The sequence below is a fragment of the Microbacterium mangrovi genome, assembly GCF_000802305.1.
GTDB lineage: Bacteria > Actinomycetota > Actinomycetes > Actinomycetales > Microbacteriaceae > Microbacterium > Microbacterium mangrovi.
Genome location: NZ_JTDK01000010.1, coordinates 1 through 26,549 on the forward strand (window position 1 = coordinate 1; position 26,549 = coordinate 26,549).

The 26,549-nt window shown below is 70.4% G+C and carries 27 protein-coding genes, 1 tRNA gene and 1 pseudogene; 19 read left to right on the top strand and 10 right to left on the bottom strand.

Annotation, left to right across the window (positions count from 1 at the left end):
- The 3 genes and pseudogenes from LK09_RS10725 to LK09_RS10735 form a co-directional block, all read right to left on the bottom strand.
- Nucleotides 1-280 (bottom strand): annotated as a pseudogene (locus LK09_RS10725) (hypothetical protein); the annotation flags it as partial.
- A gap of 110 nt (nt 281-390) precedes the next feature.
- The gene (locus LK09_RS10730; protein WP_052226672.1) at nt 391-816 is read right to left on the bottom strand and encodes a DUF1622 domain-containing protein; all 426 of its coding nucleotides are present in this window, start codon (nt 814-816) and stop codon (nt 391-393) included.
- Between the two features lie 63 nt (nt 817-879).
- Complete coding sequence (locus LK09_RS10735; RefSeq protein WP_039399164.1) at nt 880-1,704, bottom strand: SGNH/GDSL hydrolase family protein; 825 nt, start codon at nt 1,702-1,704, stop codon at nt 880-882.
- A gap of 238 nt (nt 1,705-1,942) precedes the next feature.
- Here LK09_RS10735 and LK09_RS10740 point away from each other — a divergent pair, with 238 nt between their 5' ends.
- The 4 genes from LK09_RS10740 (at nt 1,943) to LK09_RS10755 (ending at nt 5,957) form a co-directional block, all read left to right on the top strand.
- A complete protein-coding gene (locus LK09_RS10740; RefSeq protein ID WP_039399643.1) occupies nt 1,943-3,772 on the top strand; it encodes a DEAD/DEAH box helicase in 1,830 nt (609 codons plus the stop codon).
- 23 nt (nt 3,773-3,795) lie between these two features.
- Nucleotides 3,796-4,308, top strand: a complete 513-nt coding sequence (locus LK09_RS10745) for an SRPBCC family protein (protein WP_039399165.1) — start codon at nt 3,796-3,798, stop codon at nt 4,306-4,308.
- 42 nt (nt 4,309-4,350) lie between these two features.
- Complete coding sequence (locus tag LK09_RS10750; RefSeq protein ID WP_039399167.1) at nt 4,351-5,460, top strand: VIT1/CCC1 transporter family protein; 1,110 nt, start codon at nt 4,351-4,353, stop codon at nt 5,458-5,460.
- A 62-nt stretch (nt 5,461-5,522) separates the two neighbouring features.
- Entirely contained in the window at nt 5,523-5,957 is a 435-nt protein-coding gene (locus LK09_RS10755; RefSeq protein ID WP_039399169.1) for a DUF2871 family protein, read from the top strand.
- 46 nt (nt 5,958-6,003) lie between these two features.
- Here LK09_RS10755 and LK09_RS10760 read toward each other — a convergent pair.
- Nucleotides 6,004-6,088 (bottom strand) — tRNA-Leu (locus tag LK09_RS10760).
- 165 nt (nt 6,089-6,253) lie between these two features.
- Between LK09_RS10760 and LK09_RS10765 the strand changes: the two genes are divergently transcribed.
- From LK09_RS10765 to lnt, 11 genes are all read left to right on the top strand, one after another.
- The gene (locus LK09_RS10765; protein ID WP_039399171.1) at nt 6,254-7,552 is read left to right on the top strand and encodes a M20/M25/M40 family metallo-hydrolase; all 1,299 of its coding nucleotides are present in this window, start codon (nt 6,254-6,256) and stop codon (nt 7,550-7,552) included.
- 14 nt (nt 7,553-7,566) lie between these two features.
- A complete protein-coding gene (locus LK09_RS10770) occupies nt 7,567-8,397 on the top strand; it encodes an undecaprenyl-diphosphate phosphatase (protein WP_039399172.1) in 831 nt (276 codons plus the stop codon).
- Nucleotides 8,398-8,422: 25 nt separating this feature from the next.
- A complete protein-coding gene (locus tag LK09_RS10775) occupies nt 8,423-9,106 on the top strand; it encodes an HAD family hydrolase (protein WP_269430932.1) in 684 nt (227 codons plus the stop codon).
- Nucleotides 9,099-10,130, top strand: a complete 1,032-nt coding sequence (locus LK09_RS10780; protein ID WP_039399174.1) for a tRNA (adenine-N1)-methyltransferase — start codon at nt 9,099-9,101, stop codon at nt 10,128-10,130. The genes LK09_RS10775 and LK09_RS10780 overlap by 8 nt, the downstream gene beginning before the upstream one ends.
- Before the next feature lie 32 nt (nt 10,131-10,162).
- On the top strand, nt 10,163-11,113 hold the full coding sequence (locus tag LK09_RS10785) for an FKBP-type peptidyl-prolyl cis-trans isomerase (RefSeq protein WP_039399177.1): 951 nt from the start codon (nt 10,163-10,165) through the stop codon (nt 11,111-11,113).
- Nucleotides 11,114-11,150: 37 nt separating this feature from the next.
- Nucleotides 11,151-12,185, top strand: coding sequence for a helix-turn-helix transcriptional regulator (locus tag LK09_RS10790; RefSeq protein ID WP_039399179.1), 1,035 nt, complete (start codon nt 11,151-11,153; stop codon nt 12,183-12,185).
- Nucleotides 12,185-13,141 (top strand): helix-turn-helix transcriptional regulator, encoded by a 957-nt coding sequence (locus tag LK09_RS10795; protein ID WP_197061029.1) that lies wholly within the window; start codon nt 12,185-12,187, stop codon nt 13,139-13,141. Before LK09_RS10790 ends, LK09_RS10795 begins: the two co-directional genes overlap by 1 nt.
- Before the next feature lie 71 nt (nt 13,142-13,212).
- Nucleotides 13,213-13,482, top strand: a complete 270-nt coding sequence (gene tatA, locus LK09_RS10800) for a Sec-independent protein translocase subunit TatA (RefSeq protein ID WP_039399181.1) — start codon at nt 13,213-13,215, stop codon at nt 13,480-13,482.
- Between the two features lie 63 nt (nt 13,483-13,545).
- On the top strand, nt 13,546-14,316 hold the full coding sequence (tatC, locus tag LK09_RS10805; protein WP_039399183.1) for a twin-arginine translocase subunit TatC: 771 nt from the start codon (nt 13,546-13,548) through the stop codon (nt 14,314-14,316).
- Nucleotides 14,313-16,589, top strand: coding sequence for a DEAD/DEAH box helicase (locus LK09_RS10810; protein ID WP_039399185.1), 2,277 nt, complete (start codon nt 14,313-14,315; stop codon nt 16,587-16,589). The genes tatC and LK09_RS10810 overlap by 4 nt, the downstream gene beginning before the upstream one ends.
- Nucleotides 16,586-18,220 (top strand): apolipoprotein N-acyltransferase, encoded by a 1,635-nt coding sequence (gene lnt, locus LK09_RS10815; RefSeq protein ID WP_082008199.1) that lies wholly within the window; start codon nt 16,586-16,588, stop codon nt 18,218-18,220. The genes LK09_RS10810 and lnt overlap by 4 nt, the downstream gene beginning before the upstream one ends.
- A gap of 7 nt (nt 18,221-18,227) precedes the next feature.
- Here lnt and LK09_RS10820 read toward each other — a convergent pair whose 3' ends face one another.
- The 4 genes from LK09_RS10820 to LK09_RS10835 form a co-directional block, all read right to left on the bottom strand.
- Entirely contained in the window at nt 18,228-18,611 is a 384-nt protein-coding gene (locus LK09_RS10820; protein WP_039399187.1) for an RNA polymerase-binding protein RbpA, read from the bottom strand.
- A gap of 125 nt (nt 18,612-18,736) precedes the next feature.
- On the bottom strand, nt 18,737-19,540 hold the full coding sequence (locus LK09_RS10825; protein WP_039399189.1) for a glycerophosphodiester phosphodiesterase family protein: 804 nt from the start codon (nt 19,538-19,540) through the stop codon (nt 18,737-18,739).
- A complete protein-coding gene (locus LK09_RS10830) occupies nt 19,537-20,565 on the bottom strand; it encodes an SPFH domain-containing protein (RefSeq protein WP_082008200.1) in 1,029 nt (342 codons plus the stop codon). The genes LK09_RS10825 and LK09_RS10830 overlap by 4 nt, the downstream gene beginning before the upstream one ends.
- The gene (locus LK09_RS10835; RefSeq protein ID WP_039399191.1) at nt 20,562-21,023 is read right to left on the bottom strand and encodes an NfeD family protein; all 462 of its coding nucleotides are present in this window, start codon (nt 21,021-21,023) and stop codon (nt 20,562-20,564) included. The genes LK09_RS10830 and LK09_RS10835 overlap by 4 nt, the downstream gene beginning before the upstream one ends.
- A gap of 96 nt (nt 21,024-21,119) precedes the next feature.
- On the opposite strand from LK09_RS10835, the gene LK09_RS10840 reads away from it, so the two are divergent.
- From LK09_RS10840 to LK09_RS10850, 3 genes are read left to right on the top strand one after another with little or no spacing between them, the layout of a single operon-like run.
- Entirely contained in the window at nt 21,120-21,884 is a 765-nt protein-coding gene (locus tag LK09_RS10840) for an SDR family oxidoreductase (RefSeq protein ID WP_039399193.1), read from the top strand.
- A 1-nt stretch (nt 21,885) separates the two neighbouring features.
- Entirely contained in the window at nt 21,886-23,874 is a 1,989-nt protein-coding gene (locus LK09_RS10845) for a S9 family peptidase (protein WP_039399195.1), read from the top strand.
- The gene (locus LK09_RS10850; protein ID WP_052226673.1) at nt 23,871-24,617 is read left to right on the top strand and encodes a DUF2510 domain-containing protein; all 747 of its coding nucleotides are present in this window, start codon (nt 23,871-23,873) and stop codon (nt 24,615-24,617) included. The genes LK09_RS10845 and LK09_RS10850 overlap by 4 nt, the downstream gene beginning before the upstream one ends.
- A gap of 66 nt (nt 24,618-24,683) precedes the next feature.
- On the opposite strand, the gene LK09_RS10855 is transcribed toward LK09_RS10850, so the two are convergent.
- Nucleotides 24,684-25,244 (bottom strand): HdeD family acid-resistance protein, encoded by a 561-nt coding sequence (locus tag LK09_RS10855; RefSeq protein ID WP_039399196.1) that lies wholly within the window; start codon nt 25,242-25,244, stop codon nt 24,684-24,686.
- 168 nt (nt 25,245-25,412) lie between these two features.
- Here LK09_RS10855 and LK09_RS10860 point away from each other — a divergent pair, with 168 nt between their 5' ends.
- Nucleotides 25,413-25,958: a ribonuclease H family protein gene (locus tag LK09_RS10860; protein WP_039399197.1), complete on the top strand. Its 546-nt coding sequence runs from the start codon at nt 25,413-25,415 to the stop codon at nt 25,956-25,958.
- 4 nt (nt 25,959-25,962) lie between these two features.
- Here the strand turns inward: LK09_RS10860 and def are convergent, their stop codons facing one another.
- The gene (gene def / locus LK09_RS10865) at nt 25,963-26,529 is read right to left on the bottom strand and encodes a peptide deformylase (protein WP_082008201.1); all 567 of its coding nucleotides are present in this window, start codon (nt 26,527-26,529) and stop codon (nt 25,963-25,965) included.
- Nucleotides 26,530-26,549 lie beyond the last annotated feature (20 nt).

Sequence of the window (26,549 nt, forward strand, 5' to 3'; positions counted from 1 at the left end):
CCTCCGCCCGGCCCAGCAGCACCCCCGCGGCGTGTTCCCCGACCCGCAGCACGCACGCCAACTCCAACCGGGCCGACCGCTCCGCGACATCCCGCCCCAGCCCATGCCGTGCCGCGTCCGCGACCGCCTCCCGCCGGTACCACTCGATCCGCTGCAACCGCTCCGCGGCCCGCACACACACCAGCATGTCCGCATCCGCCACCAGATCCAGCGCATCCGGAACCGGCGCCACCCACCCGCACTCCTCCTCCGAACCCCACGAGTCAACCGGATCGTCCATACCCCCACCATAGTACACAAATACTACACTGCGCAAGGAACATTCGAACACAGCTGCGATCACGATCAAGCGCACCATGATGTGGCGCACTGAACGCCACCCGAACGCAGTCAGTCGTCCGCTGTCGCCCCCGCGGACGCCGCACCGGCGGCATCCCGATCCCGCCGGACCTGCCGCGCCATCACCTGCGCACCGCTCGTCAGCGCGGCCCGCCGCCACGGGAGGGCGCCCTCGATCTCCACCTGGATCGACCACGACAGGATCGTGCGGATCAGCACGATGAGGCCCAGCACCAGGGCGTCCTGCGGCGACGGATCGCCCAGGGTCCGGATGAGGTCGGACGCGACGAGCACCTCGAGACCGAGCAGGATCGCACCGCCGAACGTGGTCCGCACGACCTGGAAAGCCTGCTGACCGCCCTCACCGCGAAGCAGCGACCGGATGCCGAGCACCACGGCGATCACGAGCCCGATCACGAGCACGGCGACGCCGAGCGCCTCGAACGCCAGCTCGACGACCGCGAACACCTCGTCCATGTGCGTCATCGTACGAGGGATCGCGCCCGGCGGGGTGCACCGGCGCGACGGGGTCGAAAGCCGTCAGTCCTCCCGGCGCAGCACCGGCGCGGCATCCGGGCGCTTGGGAAGCACGTGGTCGCCGCTGGACTGGTGCCGCAGCCGCCGGAGCACCCACGGGACGAGGTACTCGCGCGCCCACACCAGGTCGTGGGCCCGCGCTTCGCGCCAGCCCCGCAACGGCAGCGGGTCGGGCTGCATGGGCTGCAGCTCGTTGGGCACGTTCAGCGCTCGAAGCACCATGCGGGCGACCTCGTGGTGCCCGAGCGGGTTCATGTGCAGACGGTCGTCGTCGAAGAACCGCATGTCCTGGATGGACTTCAGAGCCCACTGGTCGGCGACGATGCAGTCGTACTTGTCGGCGATGCCCCGGATGTTCTCGTTGTAGATCGCGACCTTGCCGCGGATGCCGCGGAACACCGGCGTGAAGTTCGTGTCGATGCCGGTGAACACGACGATCGTCGCGCCGTCCCGCGACAGACGCGCCACGGCATCCTCGAACAGCTGGCCCACCGTGTCCGGATCGTGACCGGGACGGATGACGTCGTTGCCTCCGGCAGACAGGGTGATGAGGTCCGGGCGCAGCTCCAGGGCCGGCTCGATCTGGTCGTCGAGGATCTGCCGGATGAGCTTTCCGCGCACCGCCAGGTTCGCGTACGCGAAGTCGTCCGAACCGGCCGCCAGGACTTCCGCGACGCGGTCCGCCCAGCCGCGCCAGCCGTTCGGGAGCCGGGGCTCGGGGTCTCCGACGCCCTCCGTGAACGAATCCCCGATGGCGACGTAGCGGTGCCACGGGTGCGGTTCGCTGTTCGACACGAACGGACTGCGCGGCGGGGGCGTTTCTGGCATGTTCTCTCCTCGGCGACCGCTGTCCAGGCTAACCGAACCCGCGAACGTCGGAGCCCCTCTTTAAGCTCCTGCCGAGGGACGGCGACCCGCGAACCTTTAGGGTGGATCGGGCGCAGAGGGGAGGATGCCGATGACAGTGGATGCCGCAGCAGAGGATGCCGGGCGGGTCGAAGCCATCTCCTCCGAACCGCACACCGGCACCGCCGTCTCCGACACCCGCTCACCTCGGCCCGGGCCGATGACCGGTCCCGCGGACGGCCGCCACGCCAGCTTCGCCGCCGAGCACCTGTCGCCGTCGTATCCGCAGCGCGCCCCGTGGGGCACCGCCCAGCGGCTGCGCGCCTGGCAGGCCGAGGCGCTCGACCTGTACTTCAGCCTCGACGGTCCCGACGGCGTCGGTGCCGGTCCGCGCGACTTCCTCGCCGCGGCGACCCCGGGCGCCGGCAAGACCACGTTCGCTCTGCGTCTGGCCAGCGAGCTGCTGCGGCGCCGCATCGTGGATCGCATCGTGGTCGTCGCACCCACCGAGCACCTGAAGACCCAGTGGGCGGACGCGGCGGCGCGGGTCGGCATCCGGATCGACCCGGAGTTCAGCAACCGGCACACGAGTCCTGCCCGCCACTACCAGGGTGTCGCCGTGACGTACGCCCAGGTCGCGGTGAAGTCGTCGGTGCACGAGCAGCTCATCCTCGAGAAGCGCACGCTCGTGATCCTCGACGAGGTGCACCACGGGGGCGACGCTCTCAGCTGGGGAGACGCGCTGCGCGATGCGTACCGCCGCGCGACCCGGCGACTCCTGCTCTCCGGCACGCCGTTCCGAAGCGACACCGCGCCCATTCCGTTCGTCGAGTACCACCCCGACGAGAAGGGCATCCGCGTTTCGCGCACCGACTACGCCTACGGGTACCGCCGCGCGCTCGAAGACGGCGTCGTGCGGCCGGTCATCTTCCTCGTCTACGCCGGGCACATGCGCTGGCGCACCAAGACGGGCGACGAGATGGAGGCGCAGCTCGGCCAGGACAACACCAAAGACATCACGTCGCAGGCGTGGCGCACCGCGCTGAACCCCGAGGGCGACTGGATCCCGGCCGTGCTGCGCTCCGCCGACCGGCGGCTGTCCGAGGTGCGCGAGCAGGTGCCCGACGCCGGCGGCCTGGTGATCGCCACCGACCAGACGGCGGCGCGCGCCTACGCGCAGATCCTGCACGACATCTGCGGCGAGCAGCCGACCGTGGTGCTCTCCGACGAGGCGGAGGCATCCGGACGCATCGAGACGTTCTCGCAGGGCACGAGCCGCTGGATGGTCGCGGTGCGCATGGTGTCCGAAGGCGTCGACGTGCCGCGGCTGGCCGTGGGCGTCTATGCCACGAGCGCGTCGACGCCGCTCTTCTTCGCGCAGGCCATCGGCCGGTTCGTGCGCGCCCGCCGTCGCGGCGAGACGGCCAGTGTGTTCCTGCCGAACGTGCCGCAGCTGCTGGCCCTCGCGAACGAGCTCGAGAGGCAGCGCGACCATGCCCTCGACCGCGAGAGCGACGGCGACGAGTGGAACGCCGAAGAAGACATGATGGATGCCGCCGAGCGCGAAGAGCGGGCATCCGACGCTCTCACCGAGGAGTTCTCCTACCAGGCGCTCGGTTCGCAGGCGCATTTCGATCGAGTGATGTTCGACGGCCGAGAGTTCGGCCAGCTCGCGGTCCCCGGTACCCCCGAGGAGGAGGAGTTCCTCGGTCTCCCCGGCCTCCTCGAGCCCGAGCACGTGCATGAGCTCCTCATGCAGCGGCAGGCGCGGCAGAGCCGGCACCGCACCGCCCGAGAGGCCCGCGAGGGGGCCCCGGCGAACGGCGAGACGATGACGGATGCCCCGCCGCAGGCGCTGCACCGGACGCTCAAGGAACAGCGGCAGCTGCTCAACAGCCTCGTCGGGCTCTATGCGCGGCAGAGCGGCGAGCCGCACGGATCGGTGCACGCCGAGCTGAGGCGGGTGTGCGGCGGCCCCGCGGTCGCCCAGGCCACCGTCACGCAGCTGCAGGCCCGCATCGAGGTGCTGCGCCGACGCGTGCACTCGTGATGCCGCGGTTCTAGGCTCGGCGCATGGACGCCGCCTACGCGTTCGAGTCCCGCTGGGACGCCCCCGCCCCACCGGAGCGGTGCTGGCCGCTGCTGGAAGGCGTGGTGCTGTCGGACCGTTCCTGGTGGCCTGGGGTCAGCGTGCCCGATCCGCCCGTGCGGATCGCACCGGGGGAGCAGCTGACCTTCCGGGTGCGCAGCCCCGCCGGCTACGTGCTGCGGATGCGGCTGCGCCTCACGGACGTCCAGCCCGGCATCCGGATCGCCGCCGAGAGCACCGGCGACCTCGAGGGGACCGGATCGATCGAGCTCACCCGCACGTCGGTCGGCGGCTCGCTCATCACCATCCGATGGACGGTGACCACCCGTCGTGCGTGGATGAACGCCACCGCCCGCGTCCTGCGTCCGGTCTTCGTCGCGGTGCACGACCGGGTCATGCGGACGGGGGAGCGGGCCCTGCTGGCGGAGCTGGCTTCGGAGGTCCGAAATGCTGGCAATCCCGGCGAATCGTCGGATCCGCCTCCGTCGGCTGGTTAGCGTGGAAGCATCCCTGATCACCGTCGCCCTCTGGAGGGTTCTTTGAGCGCGCCCGCATCCGCCTCGCCGTCTGCCGCACCGACCGCCCGCGACCGTCGCCGCTGGGCGCAGTACCTCGTCAACGAGCGGGCGGAGGCCCGCGTCTACCGGGAGCTCGCCGGTCGCCGCGACGGCGAGGAGGCCGACATCCTGCAGGCGCTCGCCGACGCGGAGGGACGCCACGAGGCGCACTGGCTGCAGCTGCTCGGAGGGGAGCCGTCCTCGCTTCCGCGGGCATCCTTCGGGACGAGCCTGCTCGGCTGGATGGCGAAGCACTTCGGATCGATCTTCGTGCTCGCGCTCGCCCAGAACGCCGAGGACCGGTCGCCGTATGAGGACGACCCGCACGCGACGCCCGCGATGGCGGCCGATGAGAAGGTGCACCGGGAGGTGGTGCGCGGCCTCGCCGCCCGCGGACGCCGACGACTGTCCGGAACCTTCCGCGCCGCCGTCTTCGGAGCGAACGACGGTCTCGTGTCGAACCTCGCACTGGTGATGGGCATCGGGGCGACCGGGGTGGCGCCGAAGTTCGTGCTGTTCTCGGGCATCGCCGGGCTCCTCGCCGGTGCACTGTCTATGGGCGCGGGGGAGTACGTCTCCGTGCGATCCCAGCGGGAACTCCTGGCCTCGACCGAGCCGAGCGACTACGCGGACGCGGCCCTCGCCCACCTCGACCTCGACGCGAACGAGCTCGCCCTGGTCTATCGCACCCGCGGGATGCCGGAGGCCGAGGCGCAGGCACGTGCCCGCCGGGCGATCGAGGCGTCGAAGCTTCCCGGCGGCCTCGGACCGGCGACCGGTCCGATCGCGACCGGTGCGGACCACCACGAGGTCGTCGGCAGCGCGTGGGGTGCTGCTCTGTCGAGCTTCTGCTTCTTCGCGTCCGGTGCGATCATCCCGGTGCTGCCCTGGATCTTCGGGATGTCGGGCCTGGCGGCGATCCTGCTGGCCCTGCTGCTGGTGGGCATCGTGCTGATGTCGACCGGTGCGATGGTGGGCCTCCTCTCCGGAGCGCCGCCGCTGCGCCGCGCGCTGCGTCAGCTCGGCATCGGGTTCGGAGCGGCGGCCGTCACCTATGTGCTCGGCCTGCTCTTCGACGTGACCCTCGGCTGACCTCGACCATCCTTCACGTAGACTGAAACCAGTTTCAGAAAACCTGAAGGTGGTTCCTTTCCATGCGTGCACATGCCCAGCGTTTCCTCTTCGTCGCGACCTGCGTCTACCTCGCCCTCGGCCTCGGCGCCGGACTCCTGTATCGGGAGCTCACCAAGAACGCCGGTCTTCCCGACGGTCAGCCACTCCAACTGGGGGTGCTCCACACGCACCTGCTCACGCTCGGCTTCCTCGCCTCGCTGCTGGTGCTCGTGCTCGACCGCGTCGTGCACCTGGGGCAGCGCGCGCTGTTCCCGGTGTTCTTCTGGGTCTACAACGCCGGCGTGCTGCTCAGCGCGGGGATGGTGGCCGTGCACGGCGTGCTCGCCCTGAACGGACCGGTCGATTCTCCGGCGGTCTCGGGAATGGCGGGCATGGGGCACATCGTCCTGTCGATCGGCCTCGTCGTGCTCATGGTCATCGTCGGCCAGAGCGTCTGGAAGCAGCCGCAGCGCTGAGCGGAAACGACGAAGGCCTCCCTTTCGGGAGGCCTTCGTTCTTCTGTGCGCGAGGGGGGACTTGAACCCCCACGCCCTTAACGGGCACTAGCACCTCAAGCTAGCGCGTCTACCTATTCCGCCACCCGCGCAGGTGGTGGTGCGGCTCGCACCGCAACGAGAGATGACACTATCACGATTCCCTGCGCACTCCGAACCGGCCGCACCCCGGGCGCGGCGCGGCGCGGGGCATCGAGGTGACGGAGTGCGACGGGCGGCGGAAGGGCGCCGCGGCATCCGCCGATAGCCTGAAGGACATGACCTATCCCACCGACCTGCCCGAGGTCGTGCGCGTCGCACGAGACCTCATCCGCTTCGACACCACGAACTGGGGCGGCGGCCGCGCCGAAGGGGAGCGGGAGGCCGCGCAGTACGTCGCGGACTACCTGCGGGCGCTGGGACTCGAGCCGGAGCTGTACGAACCGCTCGACCGGCGCACGAACGTGATGGTGCGGATTCCCGGGGCGGATCCCGAGCGTCCGGCGCTCGTGCTGCACGGCCACCTCGACGTCGTGCCCGCGATGGCGCAGGACTGGTCCGTCGACCCGTTCGCGGGCGAGATCCGCGACGGGATGCTGTGGGGTCGCGGCGCCGTCGACATGAAGAACATGGACGCGATGATCCTCACCGCGGTGGCCGACATCCTGCGCTCCGGTCGCCGGCCCGCACGCGACCTGATCGTGGTCTTCTTCGCCGACGAGGAGAACGGGGGAGTCGAGGGCTCGGCACTCGTCGTCCGCGACAAGCCGGAGTGGTTCGCCGGCGCCTCCGAGGCGATCAGCGAGGTCGGCGGGTACTCGATCACCGTCGGCGACAAGCGCGCGTACCTGCTGCAGACCGGCGAGAAGGCGCTCATCTGGCTGAAGCTCGTGGTCCGCGGCCGGGCCGGGCACGGCAGCGGCCTGCACACGGAGAACGCCGTCACCCGGCTGAGCGAGGCCGTCGCCGCCCTCGGGCGCTCCCCGTGGCCGGTGCAGCTCACCCAGACGACCGCACGCACGCTCACCGGGCTCAAGGAGCTCACCGGCACCGAGGAGACCGATCCCGACGCGCTCGCCGCGCAGGCCGGCCCCGCCGCCCGGTTCCTCCGGTCGAGCCTGCGCACCACCGCCAACCCCACCGGGCTCACCGCGGGGTACAAGCACAACGTCATCCCCGACCGTGCGGAGGCGCTCATCGACGTGCGCACCCTTCCCGGTCACGAGGACGAGACTCTCGCCGCGCTCCGGGAGATCGTCGGCGACGACATCGAGCTCGAGATCGTCGTGCAGGACATCGGTCTCGAAGCCCCCGCGGAGGGCGACCTCGTGGACGCCATGGCGGCATCCCTGCGCCGTCACGATCCGGACGCCCCGATCATCCCGTACCTCCTCGGCGGCGGCACCGACAACAAGGCTCTCTCGCAGCTCGGCATCACCGGCTACGGATTCGCGCCGCTCCGGCTCCCGGACGACCTCGACTTCACCGGAATGTTCCACGGCGTGGACGAGCGCGTCCCGTTGGATAGCCTCGTCTTCGGGCAGCGGGTACTCACCGACCTGCTGCTGACCGCTTGACCGAAAGACTCTCCATGCACTTCCTCGAGGCGATCTTCCTCGGCTTCGTCCAGGGCCTGACCGAATTCCTCCCGGTTTCGTCGAGCGCTCATCTGCGCATCGTCGGCGCTTTCCTGCCGGGCGCCGAAGACCCCGGCGCCGCGTTCACCGCGATCACCCAGCTCGGCACCGAGACCGCCGTGCTGGTGTTCTTCTGGCGCGACATCGTGCGCATCGTGGGGCACTGGTTCCGGGCGCTGTTCGGACGCATCCCGCGCAACGACCCGGACGCCCGCCTCGGCTGGATGATCATCATCGGCACCATTCCGATCGCCGTGCTGGGGCTGCTGTTCCAGAACCAGATCGAGACGACTCTGCGCTCCCTGTGGATCATCGCGGGCAGCCTCATCCTCTTCGGCGTCCTGCTCGGCATCGCCGACATGATCGGCGCGCAGCGCCGCACGATCAGCCAGCTCACCGTCGGCCACGGCATCATCTACGGTCTCGCCCAGGCCCTCGCCCTCATCCCGGGCGTCTCGCGCTCGGGCGGCACGATCACCGCCGGGCTGCTGCTCGGCTACAAGCGGGCGGATGCCGCGCGCTACGCCTTCCTCCTCGCCGTCCCCGCGGTGTTCGCGAGCGGGCTCTACGAGCTGTACAAGACGCTCAAGCATCCGACCGTCGAGGTGTTCACGATGGCCGAGACGCTGGTCGCCACGGTCGTCGCGTTCGGCGTGGGACTCGCGGTGATCGCGTTCTTCATGAAGTGGATCTCCAAGCACAGCTTCCTGCCGTTCGTGGTGTATCGCGTCGCGCTCGGCTCGACGCTGCTGATCCTGCTCTCGCTGGGCGTGATCTCGGCCTGAGACGACGCGCCGGTATGATCGTCCGGTGACATCCGCGCCCCTGCCCGCCGCCGTTCTGTGGGACATGGACGGCACGCTCGTCGACACCGAACCGCTCTGGATGGAGACCGAGACCCGGCTCGTCCGGCAGTTCGGCGGATCATGGACGCACGAAGACGCCATGCGGCTGGTCGGAAGCGGCCTGCTCGACTCGGCGCGGATCCTGCAGGATGCCGGAGTGCGGATGGCCGCCGAAGACATCGTCTCCCACCTGACCGGCGAGGTCATGGCCGCGGTCGTCCGCGACGGTGTCACGGTGCGCCCGGGCGCCCGCGAGCTGCTCGCCCAGCTGCGCGAGCGTGGTGTCAAGACCGCGCTGGTCACGATGTCGCTGCGCCGCATGGCCCTGACGATCGTCGAGAGCGTCGCGCCGGATGCCTTCGACGTCGTGATCGCGGGGGACGACGTCACCCGCCCCAAGCCCTTCCCCGACCCGTACCTCCAGGCGTGCGAGGCGCTCGGCGTCGACGTCCGCGACTGCGTCGCGATCGAGGACTCACCGACCGGGCTGCGCTCCGCGGTGGCATCGGGGGCGACCTCGCTCGGCGTGCCGCTGCACGTGTCGCTGGTCGGCGCCGGCGCGCACGCCGTGTGGCCGTCGCTCGACGCACGCACCGTCGACGACCTCGCCGCCCTGCACGAGAACCACCGAAAGGCCCACCATGACTGATCCCGCCCTGCGCCCGTCCGGCCCGTTCCGCTACGGGGACCGCGTGCAGCTGACGGGACCGAAGGGTCGCCTGAGCACCATCACCCTCACCGAGGGCGGCGAGATGCACACGCACCACGGCGTGCTCAAGCACGAAGTCCTGGTCGGGCTTCCCGACGGCTCCGTCGTCGAGAACAGCGCCGGCTCCGAGTATCTGGCGCTGCGCCCGCTGCTTCGCGACTTCGTGCTGTCGATGCCGCGCGGTGCGGCGATCGTGTACCCGAAGGATGCCGCGCAGATCATCGCGCAGGCCGACATCTTCCCGGGTGCCGTGGTCGTCGAGGCCGGGGTCGGGTCGGGGGCGCTGTCGCTCTCCCTGCTGCGCGCCGTCGGACGCGAGGGGCGCCTGCTGTCGTTCGAGCGCCGTGAGGAGTTCGCCGACGTCGCACGCGCGAACGTGACGACCTTCCTCGGAGCGACGCCGGAGAACTGGTCGATCACTCTCGGCGACCTCGCCGAGGCTCTGCCCGAGACGGTCGACGCGGGCAGCGTCGACCGGGTCGTTCTCGACATGCTCGCACCGTGGGACTGCATCGACGCCGTCGCCGAAGCGCTCACCCCCGGCGGTGTCGTCACCTGCTACGTCGCCACGGCCACCCAGCTGAGCCGCGTGGCCGAGTACCTGCGCGGTACGGGGCTGTTCACGGAGCCCGAGGCGAACGAGACGATGGTGCGGGGCTGGCACGTCGAGGGCCTCGCGGTGCGCCCGGACCACCGGATGGTCGCGCACACCGGGTTCCTCATCTCGGCTCGGCGCCTCGCCCCGGGCGCCGTGCCGCCGGACGTCCGCAAGCGTGCGGTGCGAAAGACGGCCTACGGCGACGAAGACGTCGAGCTGTGGACGCCCGGTGCCGTCGGAGACCGCCAGATCACCGACAAGAACCTCCGCAAGCGCCTGCGCGACGCCGAGCGGGCGGCGGCGGGGGTGCTGCGCGCGACGACGGCGGACGACGAGGCGGATGCCGGCGCCGCGGGCGACGACTGAGGCGCCCGTCCCCTTCCGCTTAGACTGATCCGGTGCGCAAACTTCCCGCCGTCCTCGCCGTCCTGGGCCTCGCTGCCGTGACCCTCGTGGGGTGCTCCACCGGCCCCGCATCGTCGTGCACGCCGGTGTCGGACTCCGACCCCGCGGTGACCGGCCTCATCACGGTCACGGGCGCTCAGGGCGCGCGTCCGACCGTCACGATGCACACTCCGCTGCACACCACGACGACGGCGTACCGCACCGTGCACGAGGGCGAGGGCGATCCCGGCATCACCACGTCGCAGCAGATGCTCGTGCTGGATGCCACCTTCTACGACGGCACCACCGGCAAGACGATCGCGAGCACCGGGTACACGGGCGACCTCACCCAGGTGTTCCAGCTGTCGACGATCACCAAGCAGTTCCCGGGTCTGCGCACCCCGCTGCAGTGCGCGTCGGCGGGTTCGCGCGTCGTCGCGGCGATTCCGCCGAGCGGGCTCGCCGCGGGGGTCGCCCAGTCGTTCCGCATCTCGCCGGACGACTCGGTCGTCGCGGTCGTCGATGTGCACAAGGTGTACCTCGCGGCCGCTGACGGAACGAACGTCTACAACCAGGGCTGGGGGATGCCGGCTGTCGTCCGCGCTCCCGACGGGCGTCCCGGCGTCGTCGTCCCCGACGGCGGCCAGCCGACGACGCTGACCATCGAGACGCTCAAGCGCGGCGACGGCGCCGTGGTGAAGGCCGACTCGCAGGTGCGCGTGCACCGGCTCGTGGTCAACTGGTCCGACAAGTCGGTGGCATCCAACACGTGGGACACCGCCCCGACCTCTCTGCCGGTCAGCCAGCAGGCCAAGGGGATCCGTGCCGCGCTCGAGGGGCAGACCGTCGGATCGCAGGTGATGGCGATCGTCCCGCCTTCCGCGGGCAGCGCCGGACAGACCGGCACCCAGATCTACGTGTTCGACATCCTCGGGATCGACGCCCCGGGAACCGCCGCCCAGTAACGGGCCGGACGACGCTGAGCGCCCATAGGATTGGGGCGTGCCTGCCGACACCGATGCCTCGCGCGTGCGCATCCCGCCCGAGGAGCGACTCGTCAACCTGACGGTCGCTCTGATGTCGACGCAGATCGGCCTCACGAAGGAGACCGTCTTCACCGCCGTGGCAGGCTATCGCGAAGCGGGCGAGGACGGCGTCGGCCGGGACGCCCTCGAGAAGATGTTCGAGCGCGACAAGCAGAGTCTGCGCGAACTGGGGCTGCGCATCCAGACCATCGGTGAATACGGGGACCCCGACGACCTCCGCGAGGCGCGCTACCGGATTCCGCAGGCGGAGTATGAGCTGCCCGCGGACATCGAGTTCACCGCGGCCGAGATCGCGCTGCTCAACCTCGCCGGCAACGTGTGGCAGCAGAGCTCCCTGTCCGCCGAGGCGCGCAGCGGGCTGCGGAAGATCCGCGCCCTCGGCGGCGACGTCGACGAGCAGATCATCGGGATCTCGCCGCGGATCAACCTGCACGATGCCGCGTTCGTCCCGCTCCAGCGCGCGATCGAGCAGTGCAAGGCGATCACGTTCCCGTACCTGAAACCCGGCGAGTCCGCTCCCGTGGAGCGACGCATCCGCCCCCTCGCCCTCATCGAGTACGAGGGGCGCTGGCACGTGTACGGCGAGGATGCCACGGCCGGCGCCCCCCGGACCTTCCTCCTCCCGCGGATCGTCGGCCCGATCCGGGTCACCCGGGAGAAGTTCGACCCCGCACTGCGCGACGGCGCGGGCGAGCGCGCCCTGGCCGGGCTCGAGGAGCTCGCGAAGCGCCAGCGCGCCCACCTCGAGGTGCATCCGGGCAGCGAGGCGGCCCTTCGGCTCTCGCGCCGCGTGGTCACCGACGACCCGCCCGAGCAGGGGATCCTGGTGCCGTTCGTGGACCTGCACGTGTTCGCCGACGAGCTGGCGTCGTACGGTCCGGAAGTGCGAGTGGTCGATCCGCCGCGGCTGCGCGACGAGGTCGTCCGGCGCCTGGAGGCGACGTGGGCGCTGCACGCCGCGGATCACGACGACCGGCCGGGGGTGCGCTGATGGCACTTCCCGTCATGGCGACCGAGCGCGCCGCGCTCATCCTGCAGCTCGTCCCGTACATCGTCGGCAAGGGCGAGGTCCCGCTCGACGAGGCCGCCCGCGACTTCGACGTCACGACCGACGAGATGCGCGCGATGGTCGAGAAGCTCACGGTGCTCGGCCAGCCGGGCGACAGCGGCTACTGGCAGATGGACGACGACCTGTTCCAGATCGACTGGGACCTGCTCGACGAGCACGACGTCATCGCCCTGACCAACACCGTCGCGCTGGAGCGCGCCCCGAAACTCAGCGCCCGAGAGGCGGCGGCACTGCTCGCGGGCCTGCAGCTGGCCCGGTCGGTGCCCGGCATCGGCGACACCGCTCTGTTCGACGGACTGCTGCGCAAGCTCGCGCGCGGCGCCGCCGACACTCCGGCCGACGTGATCGTCGCACCGGAGCGCGTGGACGAGGTCCGGGCGACGGTCAGCGAGGCGCTGCGTCGTGGCGTCGCCGTGTCGTTCGGCTACCATGCCCCGGATGCGCCGCCGACGCGGCGCACGGTGGACCCGGTCAAGGTGCACATCGAGGGCAGCGAGTGGTACCTGCAGGGCTGGTGCCATCTGCGTCAGGCCATGCGCACCTTCCATCTCGAGCGGGTCAGCGAGGTGGCGCTCACCGACATCCCCATCACGCACGGCACCGAGCCGCTGCCGGGACTGTTCGAGCCCGGCGAATACGATCCGATCGTCCAGCTGCGTTTCGCGGCGGGTGCCGAGCGGCTCGTCGGCGATCTGCTGGGGCGCGCGGAGTCGGTGACGGTCGACGGCGTCACCACCGCCACGGTGCGCGTGGCCGACGCGCAGAGCGTCAAGCGGCTGGCGGCGCGCCGCGGAGGCCTCGTCGAGGTGGTCGCCCCGCCGGCGGCACGGCGTGCCGCCGCGCAGTGGGCGCAGGCGGGCCTCGAGCAATACCGGTAACCTATTCGGAGCGTGGGCACTGCGGGCCGGGTTACACTTGACCGCACACCCCCTTCCAAAGGAGAAAAGTCATGGGCGGTCTGACAGGCTGGCACCTGCTGATCATCGTCGCGGTGATCCTGCTTCTGTTCGGTGCCGCGAAGCTTCCTGCTCTCGCCAAGAGCGTCGGCCAGTCGGCTCGAGTGTTCAAGGGCGAGATGAAGGCGATGAAGGACGAAGACGCCGCGTCGACGTCGACGGCGACGCCCGCGGCCTCCGACACTCCCGTCGCCGCACCCGTGGCGACCCCGGCTCCGGCTCAGCCCGAGACCAAGCCGGGCAGCTCCGACACCACAGCCTGACCTGTGGCGACGGCTGGTCCGCCGCTCGTGCAGCAGCCTGACGAGCCCCGGCACGACAAGCGCATGTCGCTTGGGCAGCACATTCTGGAGCTGCGCAAGCGACTGTTCATCGCTGCCGCCGGGCTGATCCTCGGAATGGTGATCGGCTTCCTCATCAGCGGGCCGGTCATCGATCTGCTGACGCAGCCGATCGCGGCTGTCGCGGCATCGCACAACCACGCGTACACCAAGCTGAACTTCAACACGGTCACGAGCGGTTTCGATCTGCGCATGCGGATCGCGTTCTCGATCGGCATCCTGATCTCCGCGCCGGTCTGGCTGTGGCAGATCTGGGCGTTCGTGATGCCCGGGCTCACCCGCAAGGAGATCCGGTACACCGTCGGATTCGTGGCGGCGGCCGTGCCGCTGTTCGCGGCGGGCCTGTACACGGGCTTCCTGATCGTGCCGCACATGATCGAGCTGATGGGCAACTTCGTGCCCAACGGGCAGGGCGTCTCGCAGTTCTACGACTACTCGGCGTACTACGACTTCGTCTTCAAGCTGCTGCTGGTGGTCGGCGTCTCGTTCATCACGCCGGTCTTCCTGGTCGCGCTGAATCTCGCGGGCATCATGAGCGGGCGCGCCATCCTCAAGGGCTGGCGCGTCGCGATCATCATCATCTGCGTGTTCGCGGCCGCCGCCACCCCCGCCGCCGACGTCACGTCGATGCTGCTTCTGGGCGGCATCCTGTGCGTGCTGTACTTCGCGGCCGCACTCCTGTCGATGCTGTTCGATCGTCGCAAGCGCAAGCGACAGGATGCCGAGGGTCTGCTCCCGCCGGAGCCCGTGGCGTGAGCGACCAGGGCGACACCGGCCACCCCCAGACCTCGGCGTTCGCCGCCTCTCGCCCCTTCCGACTCGATCCGTTCCAGATCGCCGCGTGCCAGGCGATCGAGCAGGGTTCCAGCGTGCTCGTGGCCGCGCCCACGGGAGCCGGAAAGACGATCGTCGGCGAGTTCGCGATCCACCTCGCGATGCAGGATGCCCGCGCCAAGGCGTTCTACACGACGCCCATGAAGGCCCTGTCGAACCAGAAGTTCCGCGAGCTGGTCGACGTGTACGGGCCCGACGCGGTGGGACTCCTCACCGGTGACACGAACATCAACGGCAATGCCCGCATCGTGGTGATGACCACCGAGGTGCTCCGGAACATGCTCTACGCGGATTCCGCGGCCCTCGGCGATCTGCGGTACGTGATCATGGACGAGGTCCACTACCTCGCCGATCGCTTCCGCGGTGCGGTGTGGGAAGAGGTCATCATCCACCTTCCGCGCGAGGTGCGCCTGGTCTCCCTCTCGGCGACCGTCTCGAACGCGGAGGAGTTCGGGGACTGGCTGGGCACCGTGCGCGGCGACACGCAGGTCGTCGTCTCCGAGATCCGTCCGGTGCCGCTGGAGCAGCACGTGCTGGTCCGCGGAGACCTCCTGCCGCTGTTCGACGACCGCGCCGGGGTCGCGGCTGCGCAGGTCAACCAGGAGCTGATGCGCATCCGCTCCTTCAAAGGCGCGAACTTCGAGAACAACCGCCGTGCGCAGGAGTTCCGCTCACACGGCGGGTACGAGGGCTCGGGCCGGCGTCCCTATCGCGGGGCGAAGCGCCCGGTGCGGTCGGCCAACGTGCAGCGGATCGAGCGCATGGACCGCCCCGACGTGGTGGCGCTCCTGGAACGCTCGAACCTGCTGCCGGCGATCTTCTTCATCTTCAGCCGCGTCGGCTGCGATGCCGCGGTGAACCAGGTGCGACGCTCCGGCATCCGGCTGACCACGCCCGACGAGCGTTCGCTGATCCGTCAGATCGTCGAGGAGCGCACGGCGACGCTCGACGACACCGACCTTGACGTGCTCGGCTACTGGGAGTGGCTCGACAACCTCCAGCGCGGGGTCGCCGCCCACCACGCCGGCCTGCTGCCGGTGTTCAAGGAGGTCGTCGAGGAGCTCTTCCAGCGCAAGCTCGTCAAGGCGGTCTTCGCGACCGAGACCCTCGCGCTCGGCATCAACATGCCCGCGCGCACGGTGGTGCTCGAGAAGCTGCAGAAGTTCAACGGCGAGGCGCGCGTCGCGATCACGCCGGGGGAGTACACCCAGCTCACCGGCCGGGCCGGTCGCCGCGGCATCGACGTCGAAGGTCACGCCGTCATCCAGTGGACCGAGGCGCTGGATCCGCAGTCGGTGGCCTCCCTCGCCTCCCGCCGCACCTACCCGCTCAACTCCAGCTTCCGTCCGACCTACAACATGGCCGTGAACCTCATCGACCAGTTCGGTCGCGGCCGCGCGCGCGAGATCCTCGAGTCGTCGTTCGCGCAGTTCCAGGCGGACCGCGCGGTCGTCGGCCTCGCCCGGCAGGTGCAGGATGCCGAGGCATCCCTGCAGGGGTATCGCGCTGCCGTCGAGAAGTCCCGCAAGGCGTCCGATCGCGAACGCTGGGCCAAGCGCACCGAGAAGCTCGAGAAGTCGACGGCGAAGCTGCGCCGGCAGATCGCGTCGCGCACCGGAACCGTCGCGCGTCTCTTCGACCGCGTGGTGGACGTGCTGACGACCCTCGACTACGTCCGCCTCGACGGCGATCGGGCGGTGCTCACCGACGCCGGACGAACGATGCGTCGCATCTACGGCGAACGCGACCTGCTGGTGGCCGAGAGCCTGCGTCAGGGGCTCTGGAAGGGCTTGGACGTGCCGACGCTCGCGGCGATCGTGTGCTCGCTCGTCTACGAGCCGCGGCGCGACGACCGCGACGGCGCGGTCCCGAAGGGGCAGTTCGCGAAGGCGATGGATGCCACCGGAAACCTGTGGGCCGAGCTCGACGACCTCGAGCGCGACAACCGGCTGCCCGGGTCCGAGCCGCCCGCGACGGGGCTCGCGCTCGCGATGCACTCCTGGGCTCGCGGCGTCTCGCTGGAGCGCGTGCTCATCCAGGCCGACATGGCCGCCGGAGACTTCGTCCGCTGGTGCAAGCAGACGATCGACCTGCTCGACCAGCTCTCGCTGGTCGCCGAACCCGAGCTGGCGCGCACCGCGCGGCAGGGGCTGGATGCCGTGCGCCGCGGCATCGTGGCCTACAGCGGGCTGTGACGACCGACTCCGCGGGCCCGGCGCTCCCGCCGACCCGTGGCGCCGACCTCCGCCCGCGCGACCCGGTCCGTCACATCCTCCCGCTCGGCATCGCCACGTTCGTGTCGGCCATCGCGGGATTCCTGCAGACGCTCGCCTTCCCGTCCCTGAGCTGGTGGCCGGTGGTCTTCCTGTCGGTCCCGCTGACGCTCCTGCCGCTGACCGGGCGCCGGTCGTGGTCGGCGTTCCTGGTCGGTTTCGTGAACGGTCTCGGGTTCTACCTCGTGAACGTCGCCTTCACGTCCCGCTACCTCGGCCCCATCCCGTGGCTGGCGCTGTCCGTCCTCGAAGCGCTGATCACCGCCGCGATGGCGATCCCGATCGCCTTGGCGTACCGATGGCTGCCGCGGGTCGCCCCCGGGCGATGGGGGCGCCTGGTCGCGCTGCCGGCGGTCGTGGCGGGCCTCTGGATCGCCCGGGAGGAGCTCATCGGCCACTGGCCGTACGGCGGCTTCCCCTGGGGACGGCTGGGCGTCACACAGGTCGACAGCCCGCTCGGTCACCTGCTCTCGTGGGTCGGGATGAGCGGGGTCGGCTTCCTCATCGTGTTCCTGTGCGCCTCGGCCATCGAGTACGCGCGCATCGGCACCTGGCGCGATCTGCGCACGGCCGCGCCGGTGGCGATCGTGGCGCTCGTGCTGCTGCTCGTCCCGCAGTTCCCCACGACGCCCGCCGGCACGATGCGCGTGGGCGCCGCGCAGGGCAACGGCCCGACCGGCTACTTCGACAAGCGCACCGACTACGCCGTGCTGGACGCCCAGGTCGCGGCGACCCGCCCGCTGCTCGGCCAGAAGATGGATCTGCTCGCGTGGCCGGAGGGCGGCGTGGAGTACGACCCGACCCAGGATGCCCCCACGGCGGCGGTCCTCGACGGCATCCAGAAGCAGGCCGGGGCACCCCTCCTCGCGAACGCGGCGGTCCGGAAGGCGGGCAACGACTACAACCTGTCGTTCCTGTGGATGGCGGGTAAGGGCATCACGCAGTCCTACGCGAAGTGGCATCCCGTGCCGTTCGGCGAATACGTGCCCGATCGATCGTTCTGGGAGCCGCTGGCGCCGAGCCTCATCGGCCTGATCGGTCGCGGGTACACGCCCGGCACGACCCCGCCCATCGTGACGGTGAAAGGCGTCGGAGTCGGCCTCGCGATCTGCTTCGACGTGATCTACGACGACGTCATCCGGACCGGAGCCCGCGACGGCGCGCGCCTGTTCGTCTTCCAGACGAACAACGCCGACTTCCGCGGCACCGACGAGAACATCCAGCAGCTGGCGTTCGCCCGCGCCCGCGCCCTGGAGACGGGCCGATCGGTGGTCAACATCTCCACCGTCGGCACGAGTCAGGTGATCGCGCCCGACGGGTCCGAACTCGACCGGATCCCCGCGGACACGGCGGGCCACATGCTCACCGACGTCCCGCTGCGCACCGGGCTCACCCCCGCGATGAGCGCGGGGGCCTGGATCGACGGCATCCTCGCGTGGGGGAGTCTCGCCGCACTCGCGCTGGCCGGCCTGATCATGCGGCGCCGTCGTCGCGCGCGCGCAGCGGACGCAACAACGCCGGCCCCCGCGGGGACCGGCGTCGACAGCGTGTGACCGGCGCTCAGGCGCTCAGTCGCTCCTTGGTGACGTCCTGACCGGCGCCACGGCGTGCACGCACGAACTGCAGGCGCTCTTCGAGGAGCTCCTCGAGCTCGGGCAGCGTGCGGCGCTCGAGCAGCATGTCCCAGTGGCTGCGCGGGGTCTTGTCGCCGGAGTGGTCGACCGTCACGGCCGTCCCATTGACGCTCAGGGTCGCCTCGCCGCCGCAGGTGCGGCATTCCCAGGTCTCCGGCGCCTCGGCGTCGGCTGCGAACATCAGCTTGGTGTCACGGCCACAGGCCGTGCACGTGTAGGTGTATTCGGCGCGCTCCATGAACACGACGCCCTCTTCGCTCTGCAAGCTCTGGGCGCCGAGTCGGATGCCGCGCAGGCTGCGGTCTGCCATTGTGTGGTCCTCTCGTCGCTGTACAGGTATAACGCGCCCAGCTGGGCGGATAATCCGAACGGGGAGGGATGCAAGAGGTTTCCCAGTCAATGCACAGTGGGACCGAGTCCCATGGCTCCTCGGACTCAGTTCCGCGTGTCGCGCAGTGCGCGCACCACGCGGGCGGCGACGTCCGCGCGATCGGTGACCAGACCGTCGACGCGGAGCCCGTGGCCGTCGAGATTCAGCAGCCGCTGCATGTCGCGGGGCGCGTTCACCGTCCACACGTGCACCTCGACGCCGACGTCGTGACACGCGGCCACGAAGCGCGGGGTGACGATGCGGATGCGCGACTGCCTCTCGGGCACCTGGACGGCATCGATCCCGCGCAGCGCGCGTGCGAGCAGGGTTCGCGACCGCGAGGCCACCGCAGCCACCGCCCGCGCGACCGTGGCCGTGCCGGCCGAGGTCGCCGGGTGCCCGCCGCGCGTATAGGCGGCGGTGAGCGCGGCATGGCGGCGTTCGTCCGAGAAGCTCGTGAGCAGCACGCGGTCCGCGTGTCGGGCGACCAGGCGTCCGGTCGGCTCGGCGGCGGCATCCGCCTTCACGTCGAGGTTGAACCGGAGCGTCGGAAAGGTGTCGAGGGCCTGCGCGAGCGTGATGAGGCCGCCGCGCTCCGCCATCAGCCGCTCGAGGTCGGCCACGGTGCAGTCGGCGACCGTCCGCGCGTCCCCGGTGATCCGCCGCAGATCGGCGTCATGCCAGAGCACGACGACGCCGTCGGCGGTGAGGTGGCAGTCGGACTCGACGTAGGCGATGCCCTCCGCGTGCGCGGCGGCCACGGCGAGGAAGCTGTTCTCCGCCACGCGGTCGGCCGCCGCTGCCGCAGTGACCAGTCCCCGGTGCGCCAGCACGCGGGGGCGGGGCGGTGCGAACCAGGGGTGGGTCACACCGGGGTCGGCCCGGTGACCGGGGGAGCGGCGGGGCCGTCGGGTGCAGTGGAGCTCTCGGCGGGGGTGTGCGTCGGGGTGCCCGGGATCACCGGACCGCGTCCGGCGCTGAACGAGCCGGCGAGGCCCTTGAGCGCGTCGGTGAACTCGCCGGGGATGATCCAGAGCTTGTTCGACGCGCCCTCGCTGATCTTCGGCAGCGTCTGCAGGTACTGGTAGGCGAGCAGTTTGTCGTCGGCGTTGCCCAGGTGGATGGCGTTGAAGACGGTCTGGATCGCCTGCCCTTCGCCGTCGGCGCGCAGCACCTGGGCCTGCTTCTCGCCCTCGGCCTGCAGGATGAGTGCCTGCTTGTCGCCCTCGGCCTGCAGGATCGCGGCCTGCCGGCGACCTTCGGCTTCGAGGATCTGCGACTGCTTGGATCCCTCTGCGGTGAGGATCGCGGCACGGCGGTCACGCTCGGCGCGCATCTGCTTCTCCATCGAGTCCTGGATGGAGTGCGGCGGGTCGATCGACTTCAGCTCGACGCGGGAGACGCGGATGCCCCACTTGCCGGTCGCTTCGTCGAGGACGACGCGCAGCTGCCCGTTGATGTTGTCGCGGCTGGTGAGCGCCTCTTCGAGGTTCAGACCGCCGACGACGTTGCGCAGGGTCGTGATGGTCAGCTGCTCGACGGCGCCGAGGTAGTTCGCGATCTCGTACGTCGCAGCTCGCGCATCGGTCACCTGGAAGTAGACGACGGTGTCGATGGACACGACGAGGTTGTCTTCGGTGATCACGGGCTGCGGCGCGAAGGTCACGACCTGCTCGCGCATGTCCAGCAGCGGCCGGAGGCGGTCGACGAACGGCACCAGCAGGTTCAGTCCGGGGGTGAGGGTCTTGTGGTACCGGCCCAGCCGCTCGACCACGCCCGCGGTCGCCTGCGGGATGATCCGGACCGCCCGGGTGATGACGATGACGACGAAGATGAAGACCGCGACGGCCAGCACCCAGCCGATCGTGGTCGGGATGATCTGGTCGGGGTTCACGACTTCTTCTCCTCGATCTTGTGCACGAAGGCGGTGGCGCCGTCGATGCGGAGCACCCGGACGTCCTCACCGGGCCCGAGCGGCGGGCTCGACGTGGCGCGCGCCGTCCAGGTCTCGCCGTTGGCGAGCTTCACCAGCCCGGAGGAATCGGTGACGGTCTCCACGACGCGCGCCGGCTGTCCGATGAGCGCGGGCACGTTCGTCTTGGCGGCGTCCTCGCCGCGGCGCAGGCGTCGCAGCAGCGGCGGACGAAGGAGGAAGATCAGCAGAGCGCTGACGACCGCGGCGATGATCACCTGCAGCCAGATGGGCGCCCCGAGGAGGTCCGCGGCGAGTCCGGCGAGGCCGCCGATCCCCAGCATCAGGAACGTGAAGTCGAGCGTGAGCATCTCGATCACGAGGAACACCGCCATCAGCACGAGCCAGGCGATCCATGCGAAATCCACGATGGTCGACATTGCAGTCCCTTTCCCTGAGGTTGAACTTAACACGCGCCGGGGCGGGCGCGGCGGTAGTGTCGAAGGGTCTCCCACTCCGAAATCTAGGAGCTCTCTGTGTCCCAGATCCTTCCCGCCGGCGCCCTCGCCGGAAAGACCGCCCTCGTGACCGGATCGTCGCGTGGAATCGGCGCCGACACCGTCCGCTACTTCGCCGAGGCGGGCGCGAACGTGGTCATCAACTACCGCAACAAGGCTCCGCGTGCGAACAAGCTGGCCGACGAGCTGCGCGGTCTCGGCGTCGAGGCGCTGGTGGTGGGTGCGGACCTCACCGACCCGGACTCGGTGAACGCGATGTTCGCCGAGGTCGAGAAGGCCTTCGGGGGTCTCGACATCCTCGTCCTGAACGCGTCCGGCGGCATGGAGTCCGGCATGGCCGAGGACTACGCCCTGCAGCTGAACCGCGACGCGCAGGTGCGGGTGCTGGATGCCGCGACCCCGCTGCTGCGCGACGGCGGCCGCGTGGTGTTCGTCACCAGCCACCAGGCGCACTTCATCCGCACGACGCCGACCATGCCCGAGTACGAGCCGGTCGCGCTTTCCAAGCGCGCCGGCGAGGACGCGCTGCGCGAGAAGATCCCGGCCCTCGCCGAGAAGGGGATCGGGTTCGTCGTGGTCTCCGGCGACATGATCGAGGGAACCATCACCGCGACGCTCCTCGAGCGCGCCAACCCCGGGGCGATCTCGCAGCGCCGCGAGGACGCCGGAAAGCTCTACAACGTGGCCGAGTTCGCCGCCGAGGTCGCCCAGGCGGCGATCGACCCGGTCCCGGCCGACAACGAACGCCTCGTCGGCGACCTCGGCTCGTTCGCCGCGGAGTGACATGCGCGCGTCCGACATCGGGATGCTGATCTCCCTCGGGCGGCCGCAGCTGTCGCCCGGGGGAGACTTCGCGATCGTCTCGAGCTCCCGCCCGGATCCGACCGCGAACCGCAACGTGGGCCAGCTGTGGCGGGTCGAGCTGCCCGGCGGGGCCCGGCGCCGGCTCACCCGGGGGACCGCTGACACGGCGCCCCGGCTGTCGCCCGATGGGTCCGCTGTCGCGTTCCTGCGCGCCGATGCGCGTCGCCGCGCACAGATCTGGGTGGTCGCCTCCGGCGGCGGCGAACCGGTCCAGGCCACCGACGCCCCGATCGGTGTGTCCGGGTTCGCCTGGTCGCCGGACGCCACGCGCCTCGCCTATGTCGCGTCCGTTCCCGAGCCGGGCCGCTACGGCACCGTGGAGGGACTGGATGCCGCGGCCGAGCCGCCGCGCCGGGTCACCGGGATCCGCTGGCACGCCAACGGCGAGGGCTACATCGTGGACCGGGTCCCGGAACTGTTCGTGGTCGACGCCCCGGACCTCGACGCGGAGCCGTTCTACGAGCCCGCGCCGGCACCCGCCGATGAGGCTCCGCCGCGCCGCCCGGTCGTGGCGGCGGTCGCCGACCGGCTCACATCGGGCAGCACCGCGCATCGCCTGCCGACGTTCAGCGCGGACGGATCCGAGATCCTCGTCGTCGCGGACGACATCGAGCCCTGGCATCCGGATCTGCGCTCCCGCCTGATCGCGATCGGCGTGGCGGACGGTGCGCAGCGGGTGGTCTTGGACCGCGACGCGGATCTGACGGTCGGCGACCTGGCCGTGGCCGAGGACGGCACGGTCGCGATCCTCGCGGCCGACGTCGGCGCGGACGGGGTCGATTTCGTCGCCGCGGGGGTGGCGCTCTATCTCCTCGACGGCGACGCGCCCCGCCGGCTCACCGATCCCGATCGGCTCGAGCTGGGCGACGACGCCCTCGACCTCGGCTTCGACGGCGAGGATCTGCTCGTGCGGCATCCCACCCGCGGGCGGGTGCACCTGCTACGGGTCACGCGCTCCGGTGCGGTCTCCCCGGTGGTCGAAGGCGATCTCGACGTCGTCGGGCACGCCGCCGCGGGCGGTGTCGTCGTCGCCACCGTGGCCACCCCGGACTCGATGGGCGAGCTCGTGCTGGCCGGTCACGGCATCCTCACCGACTTCGGCGCAGCCGCCCAGGCGGCGGGCGTCGTCCTGCCGACGGAGATCGAGGTCCCCGGACGCGACGGCTACCCGGTGCACGGCTGGGTCGCCACCCCCGACGGCGACGGCCCGTTCCCGGTGATCCTGCAGATCCACGGCGGTCCGTACGCGTCCTACGACGTGCACCTGTTCGACGAGACGCAGGTGCTCGTGGATGCCGGGTACGCGGTCGTCTACTGCAACCCGCGCGGGTCGGCGGGCTACGGGCGTGCGCACGGCCGCGCGATCCGGCAGGCGATGGGCACCGTCGACCTCACCGACGTGCTCGATTTCCTCGACGGCGCGCTCGCGTCCGATCCCCGGTTGGACCCGCGTCGCGTCGGCATCCAGGGCGGCTCCTACGGCGGGTATCTCACCGCGTGGACGATCGCCCACGACCACCGGTTCGCCGGTGCGATCGTGGAGCGGGGATTCCTCGACCCGGCCACCTTCCAGGGCACCAGCGACATCGGCACGTTCTTCGGCGACGAGTACGTCGGCACGGACCCGTCCGACATCGCGCGGCAGAGCCCGATGGCGGTCGTCTCGCAGGTGACGACGCCGACTCTCGTCATCCACTCCGAGCAGGACTACCGCTGCCCGCTCGAGCAGGCGACGCGGTACTACTCGGCCCTGAAGCGCCAGGGCACGGAGGCGGAGATGCTCATCTTCCCGGGTGAGAACCACGAGCTCAGCCGAAGTGGGCGTCCGCGGCACCGGATCGAACGTTTCGGGGCGATCCTGGACTGGTGGGAACGTCATCTCCCGATCGACAAGGAAGGCGCACAATGACCTCCATTCCCCCGGGGTGGTACCCCGATCAGAACGGTGTCACCCGGTGGTGGGACGGCACCCAGTGGACGGCCGCGACGCAGCCTCCGACCCCCGCCCAGCCCACGGCGCCGGGAGGCTACGCGCAGCAGGGGTACGCGCAGCAGGGGTATCAGCAGGGATACGCCCAGCAGGGCGCCTACGCACCCGTCAGCCAGTACCCGCAGGTCGAGCCGGGGACGCCGGGAACGACGGTGTGGGCGTGGCTGGTGGCGCTGCTGCCGATCATCGACGTCGTGCTCTCGCTCGGCTACACCCTCAGCATCCCGGCGGCGATGAGCTCGTTCGTCGCGCAGATGGGCTCCGTGGACCCGTCCACGCCCGAGGGCGCGAGCCGGCTGAGCGCGGCGATGCTCGGGACCTTCTTCAACGGCTGGTACGCCGCGCTGCTGATCGTCGGGCTGCTCGTGTACGCCGCCACGGTGGTGTTCTCGTACTTCGACCACCGCGAGCTGGTCCGGCGCGGCTACGTGAAGCCGTTCCACTGGGCGTGGGCGTTCCTCGGCAGTCTCGTCTACATCATCGGCCGCACCGTCGTGGTGCACCGTCGCGGCGGCCGCTCGCTCGGTCCGCTGTGGGCGATGATCGCCGTCTTCGTCGCCTCGATCGTGATCGGCTGGATCGGCGGTGCCGTCATCAGCGTGCAGACGGCGGAGATCATGAACCGCTTCGTCCAGCAGTACGGCGGCTCGTACGGCGGCTGAGCACTCGATGCACGCAAGCGGGGCCCGGGATCGTCGATCCCGGGCCCCGCTTCTGCGGCGTGCGACTTACAGGTCGGCCGGCTTGAACGTGAACGCGCGCACGATCTGGATGATGCCGAGCACCACCAGCGAGATGCCGAGCAGCCACCAGAGCACGATGATGCCCCACAGCGGCGAGAACAGCACGATGATGCCGGCGATGATGCTCAGGATCGCGAAGAAGATCGCCCAGCCCTTCGAGCGGGCGCTGGGAAGCGTCGTCAGCGCGACGATGCCCTCGATGATCCAGGCGATGCCGATGAAGATGCCCAGGAACACGGCGAGCCACGCGGTGGTCGCGTTCAGGTTCATCAGCGCGATGACGCCACCGACGATGAACAGCAGACCGAGCACGATGTGGCCGACGCGCGACCAGCCCTTCATCGTGCGGGCGAAGATGCCGAGTCCGCCGTAGACGACGCCGACGACGATCGCGTAGATCGCGAGGATGGCGGTGAGGACCGATGCCGTGTGGCCCGGCCACACGAGGATGAGGATGCCGACGACGAGGGCGATGACACCGCCCACGCCGAATGCCGTGCGAATGCCGTTGACGGCGCTCTTCTCCGCGGGGGATTCGGTAGTCATGATGGACCTTTCTGAGTGTTGCCTGTAAATCAGGCGCCCATCACCTTAGCGCGCCCGTGTGTTGCGCCTGTCACCGACACGCGTCTGCGGGGTTGCCTGCCGTCACGGACGCCCGATGCGTCCCGGATAGGATCGGATGCCGGACCGAGCAGGAGAGCAGAGGCGAACGTGGCGGACAGCGACCGGTACATCGTGGCGACGGATGGCGCATGCCAGGGAAACCCCGGCCCCGCCGGCTGGGCGTGGGTCGGTGAAGACGGCCAGTGGGCGGCCGGGTCGCTGGCATCCGGCACGAACAACATCGGCGAGCTGCTCGGCCTGCTCAACGCCATCCGCGACCATCGCGACATCCCTGACCTCCTCGTCCAGGCCGACTCCAAGTACGCGATCGACACGTACACCAAGTGGATGGACGGCCACGCCCGCCGCAATTGGAAGACCAGCACGGGTGCACCGACGAAAAACGTCGATCTGCTCAAGCAGCTGATCCAGGAGCGGGATGCCCGGCGGGCGCACGGGCTGCCCGACGTCGAGCTCGAGCACGTGCGCGGACACGCCGGTCATCGTCTGAACAGCTGGGCCGACGAACGCGCCGTGCGTGCCGCCGCGCACGGGAAGAAGGGCACCGAGAGCCGCTGGTCGTCGCTGGACGGGCAGGCACCGATCGACGTGAGCGTCGACCCGCCGCGGTCCGCGCAGGACCGCAAGCGGTAGAGGGTCAGGCCTCGACGTCGTCGACGCCCGGGGTCCACGACTTCCCGGCGCGTCCCCAGCCGCGCTTGCGCGCGATCTTCTGCACCGTGCGCCAGTCGCCGTCGTCGAGGCGGTCGACGTAGAGGATGCCGTCGAGGTGGTCGAACTCGTGCTGCATGATGCGCGCGCGCCAGCCGTCGACCTCGATGCGCACCGGCTCGCCGTCGAGGTCGATGCCGGTCACCAGCACCGCCTCCGAGCGCCGCAGCGGGAACCGCTCGCCGGGGAAGGAGAGGCATCCCTCCGACTCGTCGTCGGGATCCGGCTCGCCCGGGATGAGGGGCCGCTGCCAGAGCACGGGGTTGATGATGACGCCCCGCCACGGCTCGCCGTCGTCGTCCTGGTAGGTGTATGTGTAGATCCGCAGGGAGACGCCCACCTGAGGAGCCGCGAGGCCCACGCCGGGGGCGGCATCCATCGTGTCGAACATGTCGGCGACGAGCGTGCGGATCTCGTCGGTGATCTCACCCACCTCGGCGGCGGGAGCGTGCAGGACGGGGTCACCCATGATGCGGATCGGAAGTACGGCCACGTCAAGAGCCTACCGGCGCC

Excerpts from the sequence above, each read along its gene's own strand:
- LK09_RS10730 (WP_052226672.1), bottom strand. The coding sequence starts at position 816 with ATGGACGAGGTGTTCGCGGTCGTCGAGCTGGCGTTCGAGGCGCTCGGC.
- LK09_RS10735 (WP_039399164.1), bottom strand. The coding sequence starts at position 1,704 with ATGCCAGAAACGCCCCCGCCGCGCAGTCCGTTCGTGTCGAACAGCGAA.
- LK09_RS10740 (WP_039399643.1), top strand. The coding sequence starts at position 1,943 with ATGACCGGTCCCGCGGACGGCCGCCACGCCAGCTTCGCCGCCGAGCAC.
- LK09_RS10745 (WP_039399165.1), top strand. The coding sequence starts at position 3,796 with ATGGACGCCGCCTACGCGTTCGAGTCCCGCTGGGACGCCCCCGCCCCA.
- LK09_RS10755 (WP_039399169.1), top strand. The coding sequence starts at position 5,523 with ATGCGTGCACATGCCCAGCGTTTCCTCTTCGTCGCGACCTGCGTCTAC.
- LK09_RS10765 (WP_039399171.1), top strand. The coding sequence starts at position 6,254 with ATGACCTATCCCACCGACCTGCCCGAGGTCGTGCGCGTCGCACGAGAC.
- LK09_RS10770 (WP_039399172.1), top strand. The coding sequence starts at position 7,567 with ATGCACTTCCTCGAGGCGATCTTCCTCGGCTTCGTCCAGGGCCTGACC.
- LK09_RS10780 (WP_039399174.1), top strand. The coding sequence starts at position 9,099 with ATGACTGATCCCGCCCTGCGCCCGTCCGGCCCGTTCCGCTACGGGGAC.
- LK09_RS10795 (WP_197061029.1), top strand. The coding sequence starts at position 12,185 with ATGGCACTTCCCGTCATGGCGACCGAGCGCGCCGCGCTCATCCTGCAG.
- tatA (WP_039399181.1), top strand. The coding sequence starts at position 13,213 with ATGGGCGGTCTGACAGGCTGGCACCTGCTGATCATCGTCGCGGTGATC.
- tatC (WP_039399183.1), top strand. The coding sequence starts at position 13,546 with ATGTCGCTTGGGCAGCACATTCTGGAGCTGCGCAAGCGACTGTTCATC.
- LK09_RS10820 (WP_039399187.1), bottom strand. The coding sequence starts at position 18,611 with ATGGCAGACCGCAGCCTGCGCGGCATCCGACTCGGCGCCCAGAGCTTG.
- LK09_RS10835 (WP_039399191.1), bottom strand. The coding sequence starts at position 21,023 with ATGTCGACCATCGTGGATTTCGCATGGATCGCCTGGCTCGTGCTGATG.
- LK09_RS10845 (WP_039399195.1), top strand. The coding sequence starts at position 21,886 with ATGCGCGCGTCCGACATCGGGATGCTGATCTCCCTCGGGCGGCCGCAG.
- LK09_RS10850 (WP_052226673.1), top strand. The coding sequence starts at position 23,871 with ATGACCTCCATTCCCCCGGGGTGGTACCCCGATCAGAACGGTGTCACC.
- LK09_RS10855 (WP_039399196.1), bottom strand. The coding sequence starts at position 25,244 with ATGACTACCGAATCCCCCGCGGAGAAGAGCGCCGTCAACGGCATTCGC.